This is a genomic window from Rhodophyticola sp. CCM32 (assembly GCF_004751985.1).
GTDB lineage: Bacteria > Pseudomonadota > Alphaproteobacteria > Rhodobacterales > Rhodobacteraceae > Rhodophyticola.
In genome coordinates, this window is record NZ_CP038492.1 from 3,106,110 (window position 1) to 3,123,520 (window position 17,411).

Annotated in this window: 16 protein-coding genes and 2 pseudogenes; 14 read left to right on the forward strand and 4 right to left on the reverse strand. The window is 58.6% G+C overall.

What is annotated here, in order from left to right; translation table 11 throughout:
- The first annotated feature begins 43 nt into the window (after positions 1-43).
- The 11 genes and pseudogenes from E2K80_RS15125 (at position 44) to E2K80_RS15175 (ending at position 9,604) form a co-directional block, all read left to right on the forward strand.
- Positions 44-697, forward strand: a complete 654-nt coding sequence (locus E2K80_RS15125) for an Abi family protein (protein ID WP_135375748.1) — start codon at positions 44-46, stop codon at positions 695-697.
- 181 nt (positions 698-878) lie between these two features.
- Positions 879-2,531, forward strand: a complete 1,653-nt coding sequence (locus E2K80_RS15130) for an electron transfer flavoprotein-ubiquinone oxidoreductase (RefSeq protein WP_135375749.1) — start codon at positions 879-881, stop codon at positions 2,529-2,531.
- A 173-nt stretch (positions 2,532-2,704) separates the two neighbouring features.
- A pseudogene (locus E2K80_RS20110) lies at positions 2,705-3,232 on the forward strand (IS6 family transposase); the annotation flags it as partial.
- Between the two features lie 132 nt (positions 3,233-3,364).
- Positions 3,365-3,484, forward strand: coding sequence for a TrmO family methyltransferase domain-containing protein (locus E2K80_RS20115; RefSeq protein WP_443216560.1), 120 nt, complete (start codon positions 3,365-3,367; stop codon positions 3,482-3,484).
- Positions 3,485-3,503: 19 nt separating this feature from the next.
- A complete protein-coding gene (gene smpB, locus E2K80_RS15145; protein ID WP_135375750.1) occupies positions 3,504-3,977 on the forward strand; it encodes an SsrA-binding protein SmpB in 474 nt (157 codons plus the stop codon).
- Between the two features lie 100 nt (positions 3,978-4,077).
- Positions 4,078-4,929 (forward strand): 3-mercaptopyruvate sulfurtransferase, encoded by an 852-nt coding sequence (gene sseA, locus E2K80_RS15150; protein WP_135375751.1) that lies wholly within the window; start codon positions 4,078-4,080, stop codon positions 4,927-4,929.
- Positions 4,926-5,486 (forward strand): GNAT family N-acetyltransferase, encoded by a 561-nt coding sequence (locus E2K80_RS15155; protein WP_168193215.1) that lies wholly within the window; start codon positions 4,926-4,928, stop codon positions 5,484-5,486. The genes sseA and E2K80_RS15155 overlap by 4 nt, the downstream gene beginning before the upstream one ends.
- A gap of 9 nt (positions 5,487-5,495) precedes the next feature.
- Positions 5,496-6,680, forward strand: coding sequence for an amino acid aminotransferase (locus E2K80_RS15160; protein WP_135375753.1), 1,185 nt, complete (start codon positions 5,496-5,498; stop codon positions 6,678-6,680).
- A 139-nt stretch (positions 6,681-6,819) separates the two neighbouring features.
- Positions 6,820-7,443: a queuosine precursor transporter gene (locus E2K80_RS15165; RefSeq protein ID WP_135375754.1), complete on the forward strand. Its 624-nt coding sequence runs from the start codon at positions 6,820-6,822 to the stop codon at positions 7,441-7,443.
- Between the two features lie 291 nt (positions 7,444-7,734).
- Positions 7,735-8,151 (forward strand): alternative ribosome rescue aminoacyl-tRNA hydrolase ArfB, encoded by a 417-nt coding sequence (gene arfB, locus E2K80_RS15170; RefSeq protein ID WP_135375755.1) that lies wholly within the window; start codon positions 7,735-7,737, stop codon positions 8,149-8,151.
- 400 nt (positions 8,152-8,551) lie between these two features.
- The gene (locus E2K80_RS15175) at positions 8,552-9,604 is read left to right on the forward strand and encodes a hypothetical protein (protein ID WP_135375756.1); all 1,053 of its coding nucleotides are present in this window, start codon (positions 8,552-8,554) and stop codon (positions 9,602-9,604) included.
- A 20-nt stretch (positions 9,605-9,624) separates the two neighbouring features.
- Here the strand turns inward: E2K80_RS15175 and pncB are convergent, their stop codons facing one another.
- Complete coding sequence (pncB, locus tag E2K80_RS15180; protein ID WP_135375757.1) at positions 9,625-10,917, reverse strand: nicotinate phosphoribosyltransferase; 1,293 nt, start codon at positions 10,915-10,917, stop codon at positions 9,625-9,627.
- Positions 10,918-11,004: 87 nt separating this feature from the next.
- Positions 11,005-11,607 (reverse strand): bifunctional nicotinamidase/pyrazinamidase, encoded by a 603-nt coding sequence (pncA, locus tag E2K80_RS15185; RefSeq protein ID WP_135375758.1) that lies wholly within the window; start codon positions 11,605-11,607, stop codon positions 11,005-11,007.
- 129 nt (positions 11,608-11,736) lie between these two features.
- Between pncA and E2K80_RS15190 the strand changes: the two genes are divergently transcribed.
- Both E2K80_RS15190 and trhO read left to right on the forward strand, forming a co-directional pair.
- Positions 11,737-12,990 (forward strand): Hsp70 family protein, encoded by a 1,254-nt coding sequence (locus E2K80_RS15190; protein ID WP_135375759.1) that lies wholly within the window; start codon positions 11,737-11,739, stop codon positions 12,988-12,990.
- A gap of 52 nt (positions 12,991-13,042) precedes the next feature.
- Entirely contained in the window at positions 13,043-13,942 is a 900-nt protein-coding gene (gene trhO / locus E2K80_RS15195) for an oxygen-dependent tRNA uridine(34) hydroxylase TrhO (protein WP_135375760.1), read from the forward strand.
- Positions 13,943-13,954: 12 nt separating this feature from the next.
- Here the strand turns inward: trhO and E2K80_RS15200 are convergent, their stop codons facing one another.
- The gene (locus tag E2K80_RS15200) at positions 13,955-14,350 is read right to left on the reverse strand and encodes a hypothetical protein (protein WP_135375761.1); all 396 of its coding nucleotides are present in this window, start codon (positions 14,348-14,350) and stop codon (positions 13,955-13,957) included.
- A gap of 105 nt (positions 14,351-14,455) precedes the next feature.
- Here E2K80_RS15200 and E2K80_RS15205 point away from each other — a divergent pair, with 105 nt between their 5' ends.
- Positions 14,456-14,863, forward strand: a complete 408-nt coding sequence (locus tag E2K80_RS15205) for a winged helix-turn-helix transcriptional regulator (protein ID WP_135375762.1) — start codon at positions 14,456-14,458, stop codon at positions 14,861-14,863.
- A gap of 78 nt (positions 14,864-14,941) precedes the next feature.
- On the opposite strand, the pseudogene gyrB reads toward E2K80_RS15205, so the two are convergent.
- Positions 14,942-17,358 (reverse strand): annotated as a pseudogene (gyrB, locus tag E2K80_RS15210) (DNA topoisomerase (ATP-hydrolyzing) subunit B).
- Between the last annotated feature and the right edge of the window lie 53 nt (positions 17,359-17,411).

The following is a 17,411-nucleotide window of genomic DNA, read 5'->3' on the forward strand; positions in this document are numbered from 1 at the left end:
AAAATGCTTTAATGACATATGGTTAGGTAAAACTAAGTGGTCCATGCCGTTCACTCCTGATGAGATTCATGTCCTGCCAGACATTTTTTCAGCCCCACGGTTTGCGACATATCTGGGCGAGAAAAATGGCCATCGGGTTGACGCGTTAGACCTCTATAAGTGGAACCTTGATGTTTCCTGCGCCTTCTTTGCTCCTCTACAAGTGTGTGAAGTCAGTATTCGCAATGCAATCTCTGAGGCTATAGCACTGACATATGGCGCAAACTGGCCATACGAGCAAAGTTTCGAGATCGCTCTGCCAAACCCGAGACGGTCTTACAGCCCAAGAGCAAACCTTCTGCAACATCGCAACCAACCTACAGCAGGTAAAATTATCGCTGAATTGAAATTTGTTTTCTGGGAGCGCATGTTCACAAGCCGGCATGACAGCACAATGTGGAACCGCCATCTACGAACGGTTCTGCCTAACATGGAAGCAGGGCAGACCGTCCAAGAACTACGGAGTGAAGCGTATACTACCCTGAGAGCGATACGCGATTTGCGGAACCGCATTGCGCATCATGAGCCAATTTTCCGCCGCGACATCCAGGTAGAGTACGACCGCATCAGGAAAGCCGTAGGATGGCGCAGCACGGTTGCGGCCGATTGGCTCGATAAGGTCGAAACAGTCACTTCTCAGGTTGCAAATAAACCCTGAATGACAGTTTCGGAAACACAACCCGGTTTGGAAAATGACCAGGCAATCCGCAGACAACATCAAAAGGGTCTGATGATGCGGCGTTACGATTGACCCGCAACCCACGGACGCGCTACGCCTTTTCCGGCGCAGATGGTAGCAGCCCCGTCATGTAAACCGGGGTGAGCGAGAGAGGATGCATATGGCCGAGTTCGAACGCGAATCGATGGAATATGACGTGGTGATCGTGGGGGCCGGCCCTGCCGGGTTGTCCGCCGCAATCCGGCTCAAGCAGCTTGATGCGGATTTGAACGTGGTCGTGCTGGAAAAGGGCTCCGAGGTCGGCGCGCATATCCTGTCAGGCGCGGTGCTGGACCCGGCTGGTCTGGACAGGCTGATCCCCGACTGGCGCGACAAGGATGCCCCGATCAATGTGCCCGTGCGCAAGGACCAGTTTTATATGCTGGGCCAGGGCGGTGCGATGCGCATCCCCAATTTCATCATGCCGCGGCTGATGAACAACCATGGCAATTACATCGTCTCGATGGGCAATGTCTGTCGGTGGATGGCGGAACAGGCCGAAGGGTTGGGGGTGGAAATCTTCCCCGGCATGGCCTGTTCAGAACTGGTGTATGACGGTGCCGGTGGTGTCAAAGGCGTTGTCGCAGGCGAGTTCGGCAAGAACGCCGATGGCACCCCGTCTGACGCCTATGAGCCGGGGATGGAACTGCACGGGAAATACGTGCTGTTGGGCGAAGGCGTGCGCGGCTCCCTCAGCAAGGAAGTTATCGCCAAATATGATCTGAGCGAGGGGCGCAGCCCGCAGAAATTCGGTCTGGGCATGAAAGAGATCTGGGAGATCGACCCTGACAAGCACCGCGAGGGCAGCGTAACCCACACGATGGGCTGGCCGCTTGGGTCAAATGCCGGTGGCGGGTCATTTATCTATCATCTTGAGAACAATCAGGTTTATGTGGGTTTCGTTGTCCATCTGAACTATGAAAACCCCTATCTCTCCCCCTATATGGAGTTTCAGCGGTTTAAACATCACCCGATGGTGGCTGAACTTCTGGAAGGCGGCAAACGCATCGCCTACGGGGCCCGTGCGATCAGCGAAGGCGGCTGGCAGTCGATGCCGAAAGCCGCGTTTCCCGGCGGGGCGCTGTTGGGGTGCAGTGTCGGACTGGTGAATGTGCCGCGGATCAAGGGCAATCATAATGCGATGCTGTCGGGGATTGCGGTGGCCGAAGCAGCCCATGCCGCCATTGCCGAAGGCCGGGCGGGAGATACGCTGGAGGCCTATGAGAGTGAATTGCGCAGCGGCCCGATCGCCAAAGACCTCAAACGCGTGCGCAATGTCAAACCGCTCTGGTCGCGTTTTGGGCTGACCGGCGGGCTGTTTCTGGGCGGCATGGATATGTGGGTGGCCAATATCACCGGGGTCACGTTGCTTGGCACCCTGCGCCATCACAAGACCGATGCGGAACACACCGGCAAAGCCGCCGATTACCAGCCCATCGCCTATCCCAAACCTGACGGTGTTCTGTCTTTCGACCGGCTGACCAATGTCAGCTTCTCGATGACCAATCACGAGGAAAGCCAGCCCCCGCATCTGCATCTGGCCGACCCGTCCATTCCGATTTCGGTCAACCTGCCGGACTATGCCGAACCTGCGCAGCGATATTGCCCGGCAGGTGTCTATGAGGTGGTCGAGGAAGGGGGCAAAGACCCGCGTTTTGTGATCAACTTCCAGAACTGCGTGCATTGCAAGACCTGCGATATCAAAGACCCCAGCCAGAATATCAACTGGACCGTGCCGCAAGGCGGGGATGGGCCGAACTACCCCAATATGTGACCCGTAGCAGATAGGTCGCGGGCTGGTCCGAGATGCGAATGCGCCGCAGAGGGTGGAAAACTCGAGTTTTCCACACGGAATTCTGGAGAATTCCGGCGATCACGGTTTGCAGTCATCCGAAGGCAGAGGTGGCGAAGAAACGGGTCATTCCACCTCTCTGTGGGACTGAACACCTGACCAAGCGCCCCGAGAAGCACCTCCGCCGCGCCAGCGTAGATTGGCACGTGGATGAGACTTACCTCCGTGTCGGCGGAAAGTGGCGCTACCTCTGGCGTGCTGTTGACGCAAACGGCCAGATGGTCGACTTCCGGTTAGACCGCGCGGCGGGATGCAAAAGCCGCCAAGGCCTTTCTGAACAAAGCGATTGAGCGTGTCCGTCTCCCCCGGCCCGTCACAATCGTGACCGACAAGGCGCAGGCATATCGGCGCGTTATTCGCGAAATCAACCATCGTTATGATCCGCATTTGACAGCATTCGACATATTGACCAAAAGTGGCGAAGCAATTTGATCGAAAGCGATCACGCCGCAATGATGCGACTATTGGGATACCGACAGAACTTTCGTTCCTTGCGAACGGCGAAAGCAACCCTGAGCGGGATAGAGACTTTACGCACCATCAAGCGCGGCCACATTCATCATAAACAAGCTGCTGTTCAGGGAGAGACCCTGTTCATCTCTCAGATGTTCGAAGCCGCATAATCCGCTGCAAACAAAAAACGCAAGACCAGCCTCAACCGATTAATGCAACAGTCCCCGTTCAACACGTGAGCCCTCAGGCCACCATCTGTTCGGCCCAATCCGGTTGCACTGGCCACGGTACGGATCATCGAAATCGCGGGCACAGCCCTTGGGATCGACGCGATTGACGCCTTTGACGGCACCCCGGTTCTGGATATCAAGCCCTGGATCGCCTCGGTCGATATGCCGCCGGGCTGGCACCCCGACGCATAAGCCCCTATATCCCGCCCCCATGGCCCAGACAAAATCAGACCCCAACTATAAGGTGATCGCCGAAAACCGGCGGGCGCGGTATGATTATGCGATTGAGGATGATCTGGAGGTCGGGATCATTCTGGAAGGCTCCGAGGTCAAATCCCTGCGTGCGGGAGGCTCGAACATCGCGGAAAGCTACGCCGCCGTGGAGGAAGGGGAACTGTGGCTGGTGAACAGCTATATCGCGCCCTATCTGCAGGCCAAGACCTTCGGTCATGAAGAACGGCGCCGGCGCAAGCTTCTGGCCAGTCGCAAAGAAGTGTCCAAGCTTTGGAACGCGACCCAGAGGGAGGGTATGACCCTGGTTCCGCTGGTGATGTATTTCAACCATCGCGGGCTGGTGAAGATGAAGATCGGCATCGCCAAGGGCAAGAAAAACCACGACAAACGCGCGAGCGAGGCAAAGCGGGACTGGCAAAGGCAAAAGGCCCGGCTGCTGCGCGAAGGGTGACCTGTGTCTTTCCCGGCACAAATTGCACGGTCTTGCCAGTGCAGGGCCGAATGCGTAGGGCTATTTTCCAGACACCCGATCCTGAGAAAGAGGCCCGCCCATGTCTGCAGATGACCCCAAAACCCTGGTTTCCACCGGCTGGCTGGCGTCGCATCTGAACGACCCTGATCTGCGGGTGATCGACGCCTCCTATTATCTGCCCGATATGGGCCGTGATGCGATGGCGGAATATCACGCCGACCATATCCCCGGCGCGCGGTTCTTCGATATAGACGAGATCAGCGACCATCGCAGCGCCCTGCCGCATATGGCGCCGCCGGTAGAGAAATTCATGTCACGCATGCGGGCCATGGGTGTGGGGGATGGCCATCAGGTTGTGGTCTATGATGGTGCGGGCCTGTTTTCGGCGGCGCGGGTCTGGTGGCTGTTCCGGTTGATGGGCAAATCGGACATCGCGGTGCTGGATGGCGGGTTTCCGAAATGGCAGGCCGAGGGGCGCGAGACCGAGGATATGCCCCCGGTACTGCGTGACCGGCATATGACCGTGCAGCGTCAGGCGCATCTGGTGAAGGATGTGACCCAGGTTGCCTCGGCCTCGAAACTGGGGGACTGGCAGGTGGTCGATGCCCGCGCGCCTTCGCGTTTCAAAGGCGCCGAGCCCGAGGCGCGGCCGGGTCTGCGCGCCGGGCATATCCCCGGGTCGCTGAATGTGCATTACGCCACCCTGCTGAATGCGGATGGGACGATGAAACCGAAAGCCGCGCTGAAAGCCGCGTTCGAGGATGCGGGCGTGGATCTGGGCAAGCGGGTCATCACCACCTGCGGCTCCGGCGTGACGGCGGCGATACTGATGCTGGCGCTGGAGAGGCTGGGCCACCGGGATGCAGCGCTTTACGATGGGTCCTGGGCCGAATGGGGCCAGTTCGATCAATTGAAGGTTGCCACCGGATGAGCCTGCTGAAGGCCGGCACATCGCTGCCCTATACCATCACCTATCTGGAAATGCGCCAGCCGCCCGGGGCTGCGGCCCCGGTGCTGCCGGAAGACACAAGGCTGGAACAGGCCATATCCCCCCCGGTCTGGTATTTTCTGGCGCTTTATGACGCGGTCGGGCGGGCCTATGAATGGCAGGACAAACACAGGGAAGACCCCGAAACCCTGCGCGCCTTTGTACAGCACCCGCAGGTTGAGCTGCGCACGCTTCTGAAAGACGGCTGGCCGCAGGGGTTCTTTCAGCTTGATTTCCGCAAGCCGGGTGTCTGCGATCTGGCCTATTTCGGCATGGTGCCCGAGGCGGTGGGCAAGGGCCTGGGTGGTCTTTTGCTGAAAACGGCCATCGCCATCGGATGGGCCGGGGCAGGTGTTGAAAAGATGACGGTCAACACCTGTACGCTGGACCATCCGCGTGCGCTTGGCCTGTACCAGAGTGCCGGGTTTGTTCCGGTCAGAACGGTTGAACGGACCTGTATCCTGACCCGTGACCGCGATCCGTCCCGTTTTCCTGTTTAAGGCGTTCCAATGTTCGATAGCCTGACCCCGCCCGAAACCGACAAAATCCTGCGCCTGATGGCGATGTTTGCCGATGATGACCGGCCCGGGAAAATTGATCTGGGCGTCGGCGTCTATCGCACGCCCGATGGGCGCACCCCGGTCATGGCTGCCGTGAAACAGGCGGAGGAGCGGATCTGGAACAGCCAGGACACCAAAACCTATCTGGGTCTTGCCGGTGATCCGGGGTTTCTTGCGGCAATGCGCCGGCTGATCCTGGACGATGCGGTGCCCGCCGCACGAGTCGCGGCCCTTGCCACCCCGGGGGGCACCGGCGCGGTGCGGCAGGTTCTGGAACTGACCAAACGCCTGAATCCAGAGGCAACCATCTGGATCAGCACGCCGACCTGGGCCAATCACCCGTCGATCATTGACTATCTGGGTCTGAGCCGACGCGATTACCGGTATTATGATGCGGCAACCGGGACACTCGACCGCGAGGGCATGCTGGCCGATCTGGCGGCCGCGAAACCGGGTGATCTGGTCCTGCTGCATGGCTGCTGCCACAACCCCACGGGCGTGGATCTGACGATGGAGGATTGGCAGGCGATTGGCGCCGTCCTGCAAAAAACCGGTGCGATCCCGTTCATCGACATCGCCTATATGGGCTTTGCCGAAGGGTTGGAGGCGGATGCGCGGGGCACAAGATATCTGGCCGGGCTGCTGCCCGAGATGCTGATCGCGACCAGTTGTTCCAAGAATTTCGGGCTCTACCGTGATCGGGTGGGCAGTGTTCTGGCCATCTCCGCCAATGAAACCAGTCAATCCGCAGTGCAGGCCGTGCTGGCCTATCTCAACCGGCAGAACTATGCCTTCCCGCCCGATCACGGCGCGCGGGTGGTGCAGACAATACTGGATGACCCGGCGCTGAGAGATATCTGGCGGGATGAGCTGCGCCGCATGCGCGACGGCATGAACACGGCCCGTCTTGCACTGGCCGAGGCCTTGCGGGGCGCGGCAGGCTCGGACCGGTTCGGCTTTCTTGCGGCCCATCGGGGTATGTTCTCACTCATCGGTGCCACGCCGGATCAGGTTGAGACCCTGCGCGAAGATCATGCCATCTATCTTGTCGGGGATGGCCGCATGAATATTGCGGGCCTGGCCCCAGATACGATCCCGCAGGTTGCCGGGGCGCTGGTGAAAACCCTGACCTGACGGCATTGGGTCGGTATGACGGGATGGTGCTGTGGCAATCCAAAGTCAGCCCTTGCCACAGGGTGCTGAGGGGTCTATGCCGCGCCATCGCCCGATCCCGGGCCAAGTCTCCGGCCACCTTGTCAAAACGGACCCTGAAATGACCCGCACTTATTTGCCCGGCGTGATCGCCATGGCGGCAATTGTCGTCGCCTCCAACATTCTTGTCCAATTCCTGTTCGGCCAATGGCTGACCTGGGGGGCATTCACCTACCCGCTGGCCTTTCTGGTCACCGATATCATGAACCGCGTCTATGGCGTGTCGGCGGCAAGACGGGTTGTTTTCACCGGGTTTCTGGTGGGGGTGGCCTGTTCCCTGATCGGCACGCAGATCATCGGGGAATTCGGCCCGCTGGTGACATTGCGCATCGCAATCGGCTCGGGCATCGCGTTTCTGACGGCGCAGCTTCTGGATGTTGCCATCTTTGACCGGATGCGCGGCGGCACCTGGTGGAAAGCACCGGTTACCTCAACGATTATAGGGTCTTCGGTGGATACGGCCCTGTTCTTCACCATTGCGTTTTCGGGGGTGCTGACATTCCTTGAACCGGCCAATGATGTCAGTTGGGCGGCCGAGACCCTGCCGCTTCTGGGTGTTGGCCCGATTGCCCCGCTTTGGGTCTCATTGGCGGTGGCCGATTGGGGTGTGAAACTGTCGCTGGCCATTGTCGCGCTGATCCCGTTCCGCATTCTGACCCGGTGGATGGTGGCACATCTCGCATAAATTGTTTTGACAAACACAAAATCTGTGTCAGCATCCTTGTAACAGCAACAAGTCGAAAGGAGGTGATCCAGTGTCTATAGAGGTATTGGAGAATGGTGTCGGGACAACTTGGGAGGATCGCCGCTAGGCAATTCTGTGGGGCGAGCCCCATCCCAGGTGGACCACCGGTTCTGACCGGCCCCACCTCCTGATTTCTCGGAAAGGGTCGCCCGTACAGGCGGCCCTTTTTGCTGCGGAACCGGGCTCCCTACATGATATGGACCCCGTGACATGCCGGAAAGGAGACAAGCTATGCGTATCACCGACCAGATTACGCTGGACAGTTGGGAACTGACCGAAAGCTTCACCCGCGCCTCGGGCCCCGGCGGGCAGAACGTGAACAAGGTCGCGACGGCGGTCGAATTGCGGTTTGAGGCCGAACGTTCCCCCAACCTGCCTGACGCGGTGAAACGCCGGTTGCGGCGGCTGGCCGGATCGCGTTGGACAAGGGAGGGCGCGGTGGTGATCTTCGTGCAGGACACACGCCACCAGGCAAGAAACCGCGAGATTGCGCGGGAGAGATTGGCCGATCTGGTGCGCCGGGCAACGGAGGTGCCGAAACGGCGGGTGAAGACGAAGGTTTCGGCGAACCAGAAACGCAAACGGGTGGAGGCAAAGAAGGCGCGGGGGGAGGTGAAGAGGATGCGGGGAGGTGTCGACCCGGAATGACCTGGCGTGGGAGCGGAACTGATGCCGGTGTTGGGAAATGCCGGGGATGAAGGGTTGCGCGTTTTCAGAAGAAGACCGGGCAGCGGGTTTGTATCAAGCAGACCGGAGTTTTCTCGCAACAAATGTGCTTCTTGCTGATCGGGTTGACACAACGCGGCTTGTTTCTATGAAAAGGCAAAATACTCGCAACAAATCTTGTTGTCTCAGGCTAGCGTGTCAGAGTGGGAATCAGTTAACCTGTATCAAAATTCGTTGCCGATAGATCGGCAAGTTGCTGATATATAGTGGTAATTTTGATGGGCTATGACGCAGTATAAAACTATTTCTCTATAGTGGCATTAGAATAAATAGTCGCTACAGTGAGAAGTAGCTCAAATGTGATTTTCGCGAGTGGCAATCCATGCGCATTCAAACAATCGATGGCGGCGGCCGCCCTATAACCGTCTTTCCTGTTTTTTATGATGTCCCTCAAAACAGTCTGTCGTTAGAGACATTTGTTGCAACTGCCACTGATTTTTCAAAGCTCATCGAGTCTTTCAATCAGGAAATCTTCGGCGGGCAGATTCAATATAAGATATACGTTCTGCCGCCGGAGGCTGGCTCCTTTGGGCAGAAACTTGGCGTGGTTGTGATCGCTGGGGTTAGCGCTGTTGTGGGTGCGATAAGCAGCTCTGTGATTGGCGATTTCGGAAAGGGTTTTGTTGAAGGTGTTGTTGGGCAACCTCTTGAAGAATGGGGTGAGGAAGTTGGAAGTGCAGTGCGGTATGCCATACGGGAATGGCATGAGTCGGACGGCGATCAAACCCAGGCTCTTGAACAAGACCAAAGACAAATGGAACAGGGGCTCATCGCATGTGGGGCGCTCACTTCACTTGGCCAACATTTTTTGACTCAAACCACGGAAGAGTTTCGTAGCGCTGGTTTAGACGTAAATAATTTTCCGAGTGCTTTCGAAGCAAAGAGTGATTTCTACAAGGCTTGCGAGCTTAACCCACAGATTTCTGGTGTTGGATTTTCTGATTTTCCGGAGTTTCCCATTAGGAGAGAGGAGTTCCAGCGCAGAGTAACGCCTATCAAGAGAGATGATGACGAAGATTGGAAATTTGAAAATGTAAAATTCTTCGTTACTTCGCCAAACTGGGATCAAATGGATCGCCAAAGAGGTTGGAAAGGTAGGGATGCCAGAGGTGGTATCGCTTTCTTCCAGATTTATGATCCAGGCTTTTGGACTCGATATGATGAGGGAAGGGTTAACTCTCAAAATATCGATGAGGTTGTCGGTCAAATTGCCTATCAGATGATAAATGGCCGACAGAAGGGGCGGATTATGCTAAATGTTGTTAGCTTTAACGATACACCGTACTCTCCAGAACTTTCAGAGATAGAGCTTAGATTGCGTTTAGAAGAACATCTTAATCGGCCGTTGGTCGAAAACGAGGATGAGCTTTTTTAGGTTCCATAGTTACTGTCGCCTCAAACCACCACCTCAACCCGCTCCTGCTGCCCCACCCCGAACACGCGTTTATACCTGTTGATTTCCGCCTCGGGGCCCATCGCTTTCTCCGGGTTATCGCTCAATTTCACCGTCGCTTTCCCATTCGCCGCCACAGCCTTGCAGACCAGCGAGAAGGGCGCCAGGCCCTCGCCCGGGACAAGCCCGCGGAAATCATTGGTCAAAAGCGTGCCCCAGCCGAAAGACACCCGCACCCGTCCGGCGAATTGGCTGTGGAGTTCCTCGATTTTCTCCACATCCAGCCCGTCAGAGAAGATCACCAGTTTCTCGCGCGGGTCCTCGCCCCGGCTTTTCCACCAGTTGATGGCAAGTTCGGCCCCTGCGGCCGGGTCGCCGCTGTCGATGCGGATACCGGTCCATTGGGTCAGCCAGTCGGGGGCATGGGTCAGAAACCCCCTGGTGCCATAGGTGTCGGGCAGGATGATGCGCAGATTGCCGTCATGTTCCTCATGCCAGTCGGCCAGCACGTCATAGGGCGCGCGGGCCAGTGCCGTGTCATCCTCGGCCAGGGCGGCATAGACCATGGGCAGTTCATGGGCATTGGTGCCGATCGCCTCCAGATCGCGGTTCTTGGCGATCAGGCAGTTCGAGGTGCCGGAAAAGGCCGTGCCCAGCCCTTCGCGCATGGCTTGCACGCACCAGTCCTGCCACAGAAAACTGTGCCGCCTGCGGGTGCCGAAATCGGCGATGCGCAGGTCCGGGATGTGGCGCAGACGCTCAATCTTCTGCCACAGCTTGGTCATCGCGCGGGCATAGAGAACCTGAAGCTCGAATTTGCCCATATCGGCCAGCGTCGCGCGGGAGCGCAGTTCCATCAGCACCGCCAGTGCGGGGATTTCCCACAACATCACCTCTGGCCAGGCGCCTTCGAATGTCAGCTCATACTGGCCGTCGCGTTTTTCCAGATGATAGGGGGGCAGGCGCAGGGCTTCGAACCAGTCCATGAATTCCGGGGTGAACATCTGGCGTTTGCCATAGAATGTGTTGCCCCGCATCCAGGTGCTTTCGCCTCGTGACAGGCTGAGGGTTCGGATATGATCAAGCTGTTCGCGCAACTCGCCCTCATCCACCAGATCGGCCAGGCGGATACGATGGGTCCGGTTGATCAGGGAGAATGTAACCTGGGTGTCATGCCTGTTGCGGAATACCGACTGGCACATCAGCAGTTTGTAAAAATCCGTGTCGATCAGGGATCGGACGATCGGGTCGATCTTCCATTTACGATTGTGCACGCGGGTGGCGATGTCGACCATGGGGCGGTTCCTCTCTTCGGGTGTGAGTTAGACCCGAAGGGGATTGCGGTGTCGAGCCGGGAAAATGGCAGGGATCTGCCGGGGCGATCACAATGTGATGTCTGCGCGCTTCATCCCCTCTATTGCACTGGCCAGCGATCCGTCGAGGTTAATGGCGCGGCAAAGCTTCATATCGACCTCTACGGCAAAGCCCAGTCTGGCGGCATCCAGGGCAGAGAAATTCACACAGAAATCCGTGGCCAGCCCGACCATGGTCAGATGGGTGACGCCACGGGTTCTAAGCGCCCCTTCCAGCCCGGTCGGGGTGCTGTGATCGTTTTCGAAGAAGGCGGAATAGCTGTCGATTTCCCGGCGGAAACCCTTGCGCAGGATAATCTGGGCCGGGTCCGTGGTCAGGCCCGGGTGGAAGGCGGCGCCGCTGGACCCCTGCACGCAATGATCAGGCCAGAGGACTTGCGGCCCATAGGGGAATTCCACCACCGAATAAGGGTCTTGCCCCTTGTGTTGAGAGGCAAAGCTGGAATGGCCCGCCGGGTGCCAGTCTTGCGTCAGGACGATGCATTGGAACGCCTCCATCAGCGCGTTGATCCCGGGGATAATCTCATCCCCGCCGGGCACGGCCAGCGCCCCGCCGGGGCAGAAATCATTCTGAACGTCGATGACAACAAGGGCATGGGTCGCGTCGCGCATAATGGTCCTTTCGCTGTTCAGGTGAATGGTTACGAAGCCGGGCGCACAGGGTCAATGCGGGGTTGTGATGCGGTGTGAAACCGGATACCTGCGGCGCCTTTGTTGTGCGTGACAGCGATGGAGGCTGCGATGACCCGCAGGCTGGGCCTTGATTTTGGCACGTCGAATACGGCGGCCGGTGTGCTGCGTGACGGCAAACCGGTCCTGATCGAGGTGGAACCGGGGCGCCACACATTGCCCACATCTGTGTTTTACGATGCCTATGAGACCGAGGTGCTGTTTGGGTCAGCCGCCAATGCGGCGCTGATCGAAGGGCGCGAAGGCCTCTTCATGCGGGCGTTGAAAAGCGTTCTGGGCACATCGCTGATGCGCGAGACCCGCTGGGTCGGGCATGCGCGGCGCAGTCTGATCGAGGTTGTGGCCGGGTTTCTGGCCGAGGTGAAAGCCCGGGCCGAAGCCGCAACCGGTGAGGTGTTCGAGACCGCCCTGTCCGGGCGCCCGGTGCATTTCCACTCTGCCGATATGGCGCGCGATGCGCAGGCCGCCAGAGATCTGGAGGAATGTTACCATCTGGCGGGGTTCCGCGATGTGCAGTTCCTGTATGAACCCGAGGCGGCAGCGCTGGGCTATGGCCATCTGGCCGAGGGGCGCACGGGGCTGATCGTGGATATTGGCGGCGGCACCTCGGATTTCACCGTGTTTCGCGATGGCGACACGGGTATGGAAATACTGGCCAGCCACGGGGTGCGTCTTGGCGGCACCAATTTCGACAAGGCGCTGAGCCTGCGGCTTGTGATGCCCCTGCTGGGCCAGGGCTCGGAAATCCGGCATGTGTTCGGGGCCGACACCCATATCGCACCGAACGCGATTTTTCAGGATCTGGCCACATGGGAGAAGATTCCCTTTCTGTATACCGCCGCAGTCAGACGGGATGTGGCAGATCTGCTGAAACTTGCGGTGGAGCCTGCGCGGATCGGGCGGCTTGCCAGCGTGCTGGAGCATGAACTGGGCCATGATCTGGCCTTCGCGGTGGAGCATGCGAAGATTGCCGTAAACGCGGGCGATGCGGTCGAGATTCAGTTGGATATGGTTGAGCCTGAGCTTGGGGCCGCCATGGGGTTGAGTGATCTGCAAATGGCCCTTGGCCCCTATGCCGCAGAAATCAGCACCGCCGCCTCTGCCGCGCTGGAGATGGCCGGGGTGACAGCGGGGCAGGTGGATGTTGTGGTTCTGGTCGGCGGGTCCAGCCTGATGCAGGTGGTGGAGCAGGCATTGCAGCGGCTTTGCCCGGGGGCGGAAATGGCGCGCGGCGATGCCTTTACCGCGATTGCCGATGGTCTGGCCATAGCTGCGGACCAGATGCCCGACCTCCACCGGGTCTGAGCGGCATGTGATGACTTGCATGCCTGTCGGTCAAAGGTCTACATCGCACCCCATGTTCATCGTCGCCGCCCTTTATCATTTCACCAGGGTTGAAACCCCCGAGGCCCTGCGCACGCCCTTGCGGAATGTCTGCGAGGCGGGTGGGGTGAAAGGGTCGCTGCTGCTGGCGCGCGAGGGCATCAATGGCACGATTGCGGGCCCGCGCGCGGGGATCAACGCGGTTCTGGCGCATATCCGCGGGCTGCCGGGGTTCCAGACCCTGGACTGGAAGGAAAGCCTTGCCGGGGAGATGCCCTTCGGGCGGTTGAAAGTGCGCCTGAAACGGGAGATCGTGACCATGGGCCAGCCGGAGGTGGACCCAACCTGCGCCGTCGGGCGCTATGTGGACCCGGCGGATTGGAACGCGCTGATCACCGCGCCCGATGTGGCGGTGATCGACACGCGCAACGGGTATGAAGTGGCGATCGGCACGTTTCAAGGCGCGGTGGACCCGGGCACGGGCAGTTTTCGCGATTTCCCCGCCTGGTGGGAGGCGAATGCAGACCGGTTCCACAACAAACGCATTGCGATGTTCTGCACCGGCGGGATCAGATGTGAGAAATCAAGCGGCTATCTGATGGGGCAGGGGGTGGAAGAGGTCTATCACCTGAAAGGCGGTATCCTGAAATATCTCGAAGAGGTGCCGGAGGAACAAAGCCTCTGGCGCGGGGCGTGTTTCGTGTTCGATGAAAGGGTTTCCGTCGGCCATGGATTGACGGAAGGCGGCCATGTGCTTTGCCGTGCCTGCCGACGGGCATTGACCCCGTCAGATCTGGCGCGGGCGGAATATGAAGAGGGCGTATCGTGCCACCATTGTCTGGGGGAACATGATGACGCCGACCGCGCCCGGTTCCGCGAGCGGCAGAAACAGATCGCGCTGGCAAAAGCGCGGGGGGAGCGGCATTTGGGGTGAAAGCCCGAAACGCTATAGTTTCTGGTGTATCCACCCCAATATGACGCCAAAAATGGCGAATTGGGCAAAGCCGACAAGCAGTTCAACCCGAACCCAGGCCCCGATTGATGGCACAAGGTATTTTGACGGCTCCACAATCGCGATGTAGCTGACCAGAAATGCGCCGAAAATCAGGGAGACCAATATCCCGTCTGCGACGCGCACCCCGTCACCTTTCCAGACATGCAGAGCCATGGAAAGCAGCGCGCCCTGAAAGACTATGACCAGCAATCCAAGCGGGATGACCGGATCGGGGCGCATGAAGCTTACGGAGGCAAAGTGATCCTTGTTGATCACGAAATGCGAAAGCCCCTGCGCGGCAAAGGACACGATCATGAACGCCACGACCGATAAGACATGCTGCAACATCGGGGATCCTCCATCTGCTATTTCGCTTGCGATTTGCAAGTGACGTCTTGATAGCTAAGGTGCTTTCTTTTTGCAAGCGCCATCGGCCCGGGCTATGATATCCGTATGGTGAAAAAATCTTCAGCGGAATGGCACGGATGTCCGATCCGCTATGGTGGCGCGATTTTCGGCGATATCTGGTCTCTGCTGATTTTGCGGGACATCATGTTCAAAGACGCGCGGCATTATGCGGATTTCCTGAATGCAGGAGAGGGCATTTCGACCAATATTCTGGCGTCCCGGCTGTCGAAGCTTGAGGCGGAAGGCATCCTGACCAAAGCGCAGGACCCCGGCAACAAGGCGCGTTACCTGTATGGTCTTACGGACAAGGGCAAAGGGCTGGTTCCAGTGCTTCTGGAAATCATGTGCTGGTCAGAAACCTGGGATGATCAGACTGAAGTTCCAAAGGATTTTGCACGCGCATTGAAAGAAGATCGCGCCGCGCTGGTGAAAAACACCATCGCGAAACTGTAGGTTTATCGTTTGGGTTGAGACAGGCGCCTCGGTTATGTGTAGCATCCACAAGCTTGAGCCTGGCAGTCTGCCCTGCCCTCAAAAATCCAGATTCTCCACGCTCAGCGCGTTTTGCTGGATGAAGTCGCGCCTTGGTTCCACAACATCCCCCATCAGTTTGGTGAAAATGTCATCGGCCTCCGCCAGATCGTCGATTTTCACCTGCAGCAGGGTCCGGGCCTCGTGGTCCAGCGTGGTTTCCCAAAGCTGGTCGGGGTTCATCTCCCCCAGGCCTTTATAACGTTGCAGGCTCAGCCCCTTGGCGCCTTCCTCAAGGATCGCATCCAGCAATTCGGTCGGCCCGTGGATCAGCACGTCACGATCCTTGCGGGACAGATGCGAAGGGTCGCGGTAAACCTCGCGGCTGTCTTTCGAGACCGAGGAGAGTTTGCGCGCCTCGCCCGAGCGGAGGACAGCGCCGTCCAGCGTGCGAATCTCCTCGACACCGCGCAGCACGCGGGACAGGCGAATGCCGTGATCCTGGGTAATGCGCCCCTGCCAGCCGCGTTCGTATTCGACCGCCACCAGATCAAGCCGCTTGGCCACATCATCGGCAACGCCCTGCAGGTCGGTATCGGCGCGGCCCTGATCGAAGGCGCCGGCGATGGCGGCCTGTTCCAGAATCCGGCGCGGATAATGGGTCGGGAAAGCATCCAGCACCCGTTTGAAGGCGCGGGCGGCATCGACCACGCGGGCAAGATCGGCCCCGGCAATCTCTTCCCCGATTGCAGGCGCAGGGTGGCCCCCTCGACACCTTGCTGAATCAGATAATCATCAAGGCTGGCCTGATCTTTCAGATAGACCTCGGATTTGCCGCGCGCGACTTTGTACAGCGGTGGCTGGGCGATGTAGAGATACCCGCCCTCGATCAGTTCGGGCATCTGCCGGAAGAAGAAGGTCAGCAGCAGGGTACGGATATGGGCACCATCCACATCCGCATCGGTCATGATGATGACCTTGTGGTAGCGCAGTTTCGAGATGTCGAATTCATCGCGGCCGATACCGGTGCCAAGTGCGGTGATCAGGGTGCCGATTTCCTGTGAGCCCAGCATCCGGTCAAACCGGGCGCGTTCCACGTTGAGGATTTTACCGCGAAGTGGCAGAACCGCCTGATTGTAGCGGGACCGGCCCTGTTTGGCGGATCCGCCGGCACTGTCGCCCTCAACCAGGAACAGTTCGGATTTGCCCGGGTCCTTTTCCTGGCAATCGGCCAGCTTGCCGGGGAGAGAGGCGATATCCATCGCGGTTTTGCGACGGGTCAGTTCGCGGGCTTTGCGTGCCGCCTCGCGGGCAAGCGCGGCCTCGACGATCTTGCTGACGATGACGCGGGCCTCGTTGGGATGTTCCTCGAACCATTCCGACAGTTTTTCGTTCATCAGGCTTTCAACCGCCGGGCGCACCTCGGACGAGACCAGTTTATCCTTGGTCTGGCTTGAGAATTTCGGGTCAGGGACCTTGACGCTGAGAACACAGGTCAGCCCTTCGCGTGCATCATCGCCGGTGAAATTTACCTTTTCCTTCTTCGCAATCCCCGAAGACCCCGCATAAAGATTGATCGTCCGGGTCAGCGCGCCGCGGAACCCGGCCAGATGGGTGCCGCCATCGCGTTGCGGGATGTTGTTGGTGAAGGGCAGAACGGTTTCATGATAGCTGTCATTCCACCACATGGCGACCTCGATCCCGATGCCGTCCTTTTCGCCGGTGATAAAGATCGGCTCTTCCATGGCAGAGGTTTTTGACCGGTCGAGATAACGCACGAATTCGCGCACGCCACCTTCATAGAACAGTTCCGAGCGCAGCGGCTCGGCAGGGCGTTCATCTTCCAGAATGATACGCACGCCCGAATTCAGGAAGGCCAGTTCGCGCAGGCGGTTTTCAAGCGTCTTGAAACTGTAATCGAGGTTCGAAAAGGTCTCAGCCGAGGCCATGAACCGCACTTCGGTGCCCTTGCGCCCGTTTGCATCGCCCAGAACCTCAAGATGTTTGGTGGTAAAGCCGCCTTCAAACCGGGCGCTGTGTTCCTTGCCATCGCGCCAGATGCGCAGTTCCAGCCAGTCGCTCAACGCGTTGACGACCGACACACCGACGCCATGCAACCCACCGGACACCTTATAGGAGTTCTGGTCGAATTTGCCGCCCGCATGAAGCTGGGTCATGATGACTTCGGCCGCCGATACACCTTCTTCCTCGTGAATACCCACGGGAATGCCACGACCATTATCGCTGACCGAAACGCTGTTATCGGCGTGGATTTTGACGTTTACGGCATCCGCATGGCCCGCCAGGGCCTCGTCAATCCCGTTATCCACGACCTCATACACCATATGATGCAGGCCGCTGCCATCATCGGTGTCACCGATATACATGCCGGGGCGTTTGCGGACCGCCTCCAACCCTTTGAGAACTTTGATGGAATCGGCGCCATATTCTTCAGACGCAGGTGCATTTTCGGCCATGCGGACCTCTGTTGTTCTTATAGGTAATTTATAGGGGGTTTGGGGGGATGTCA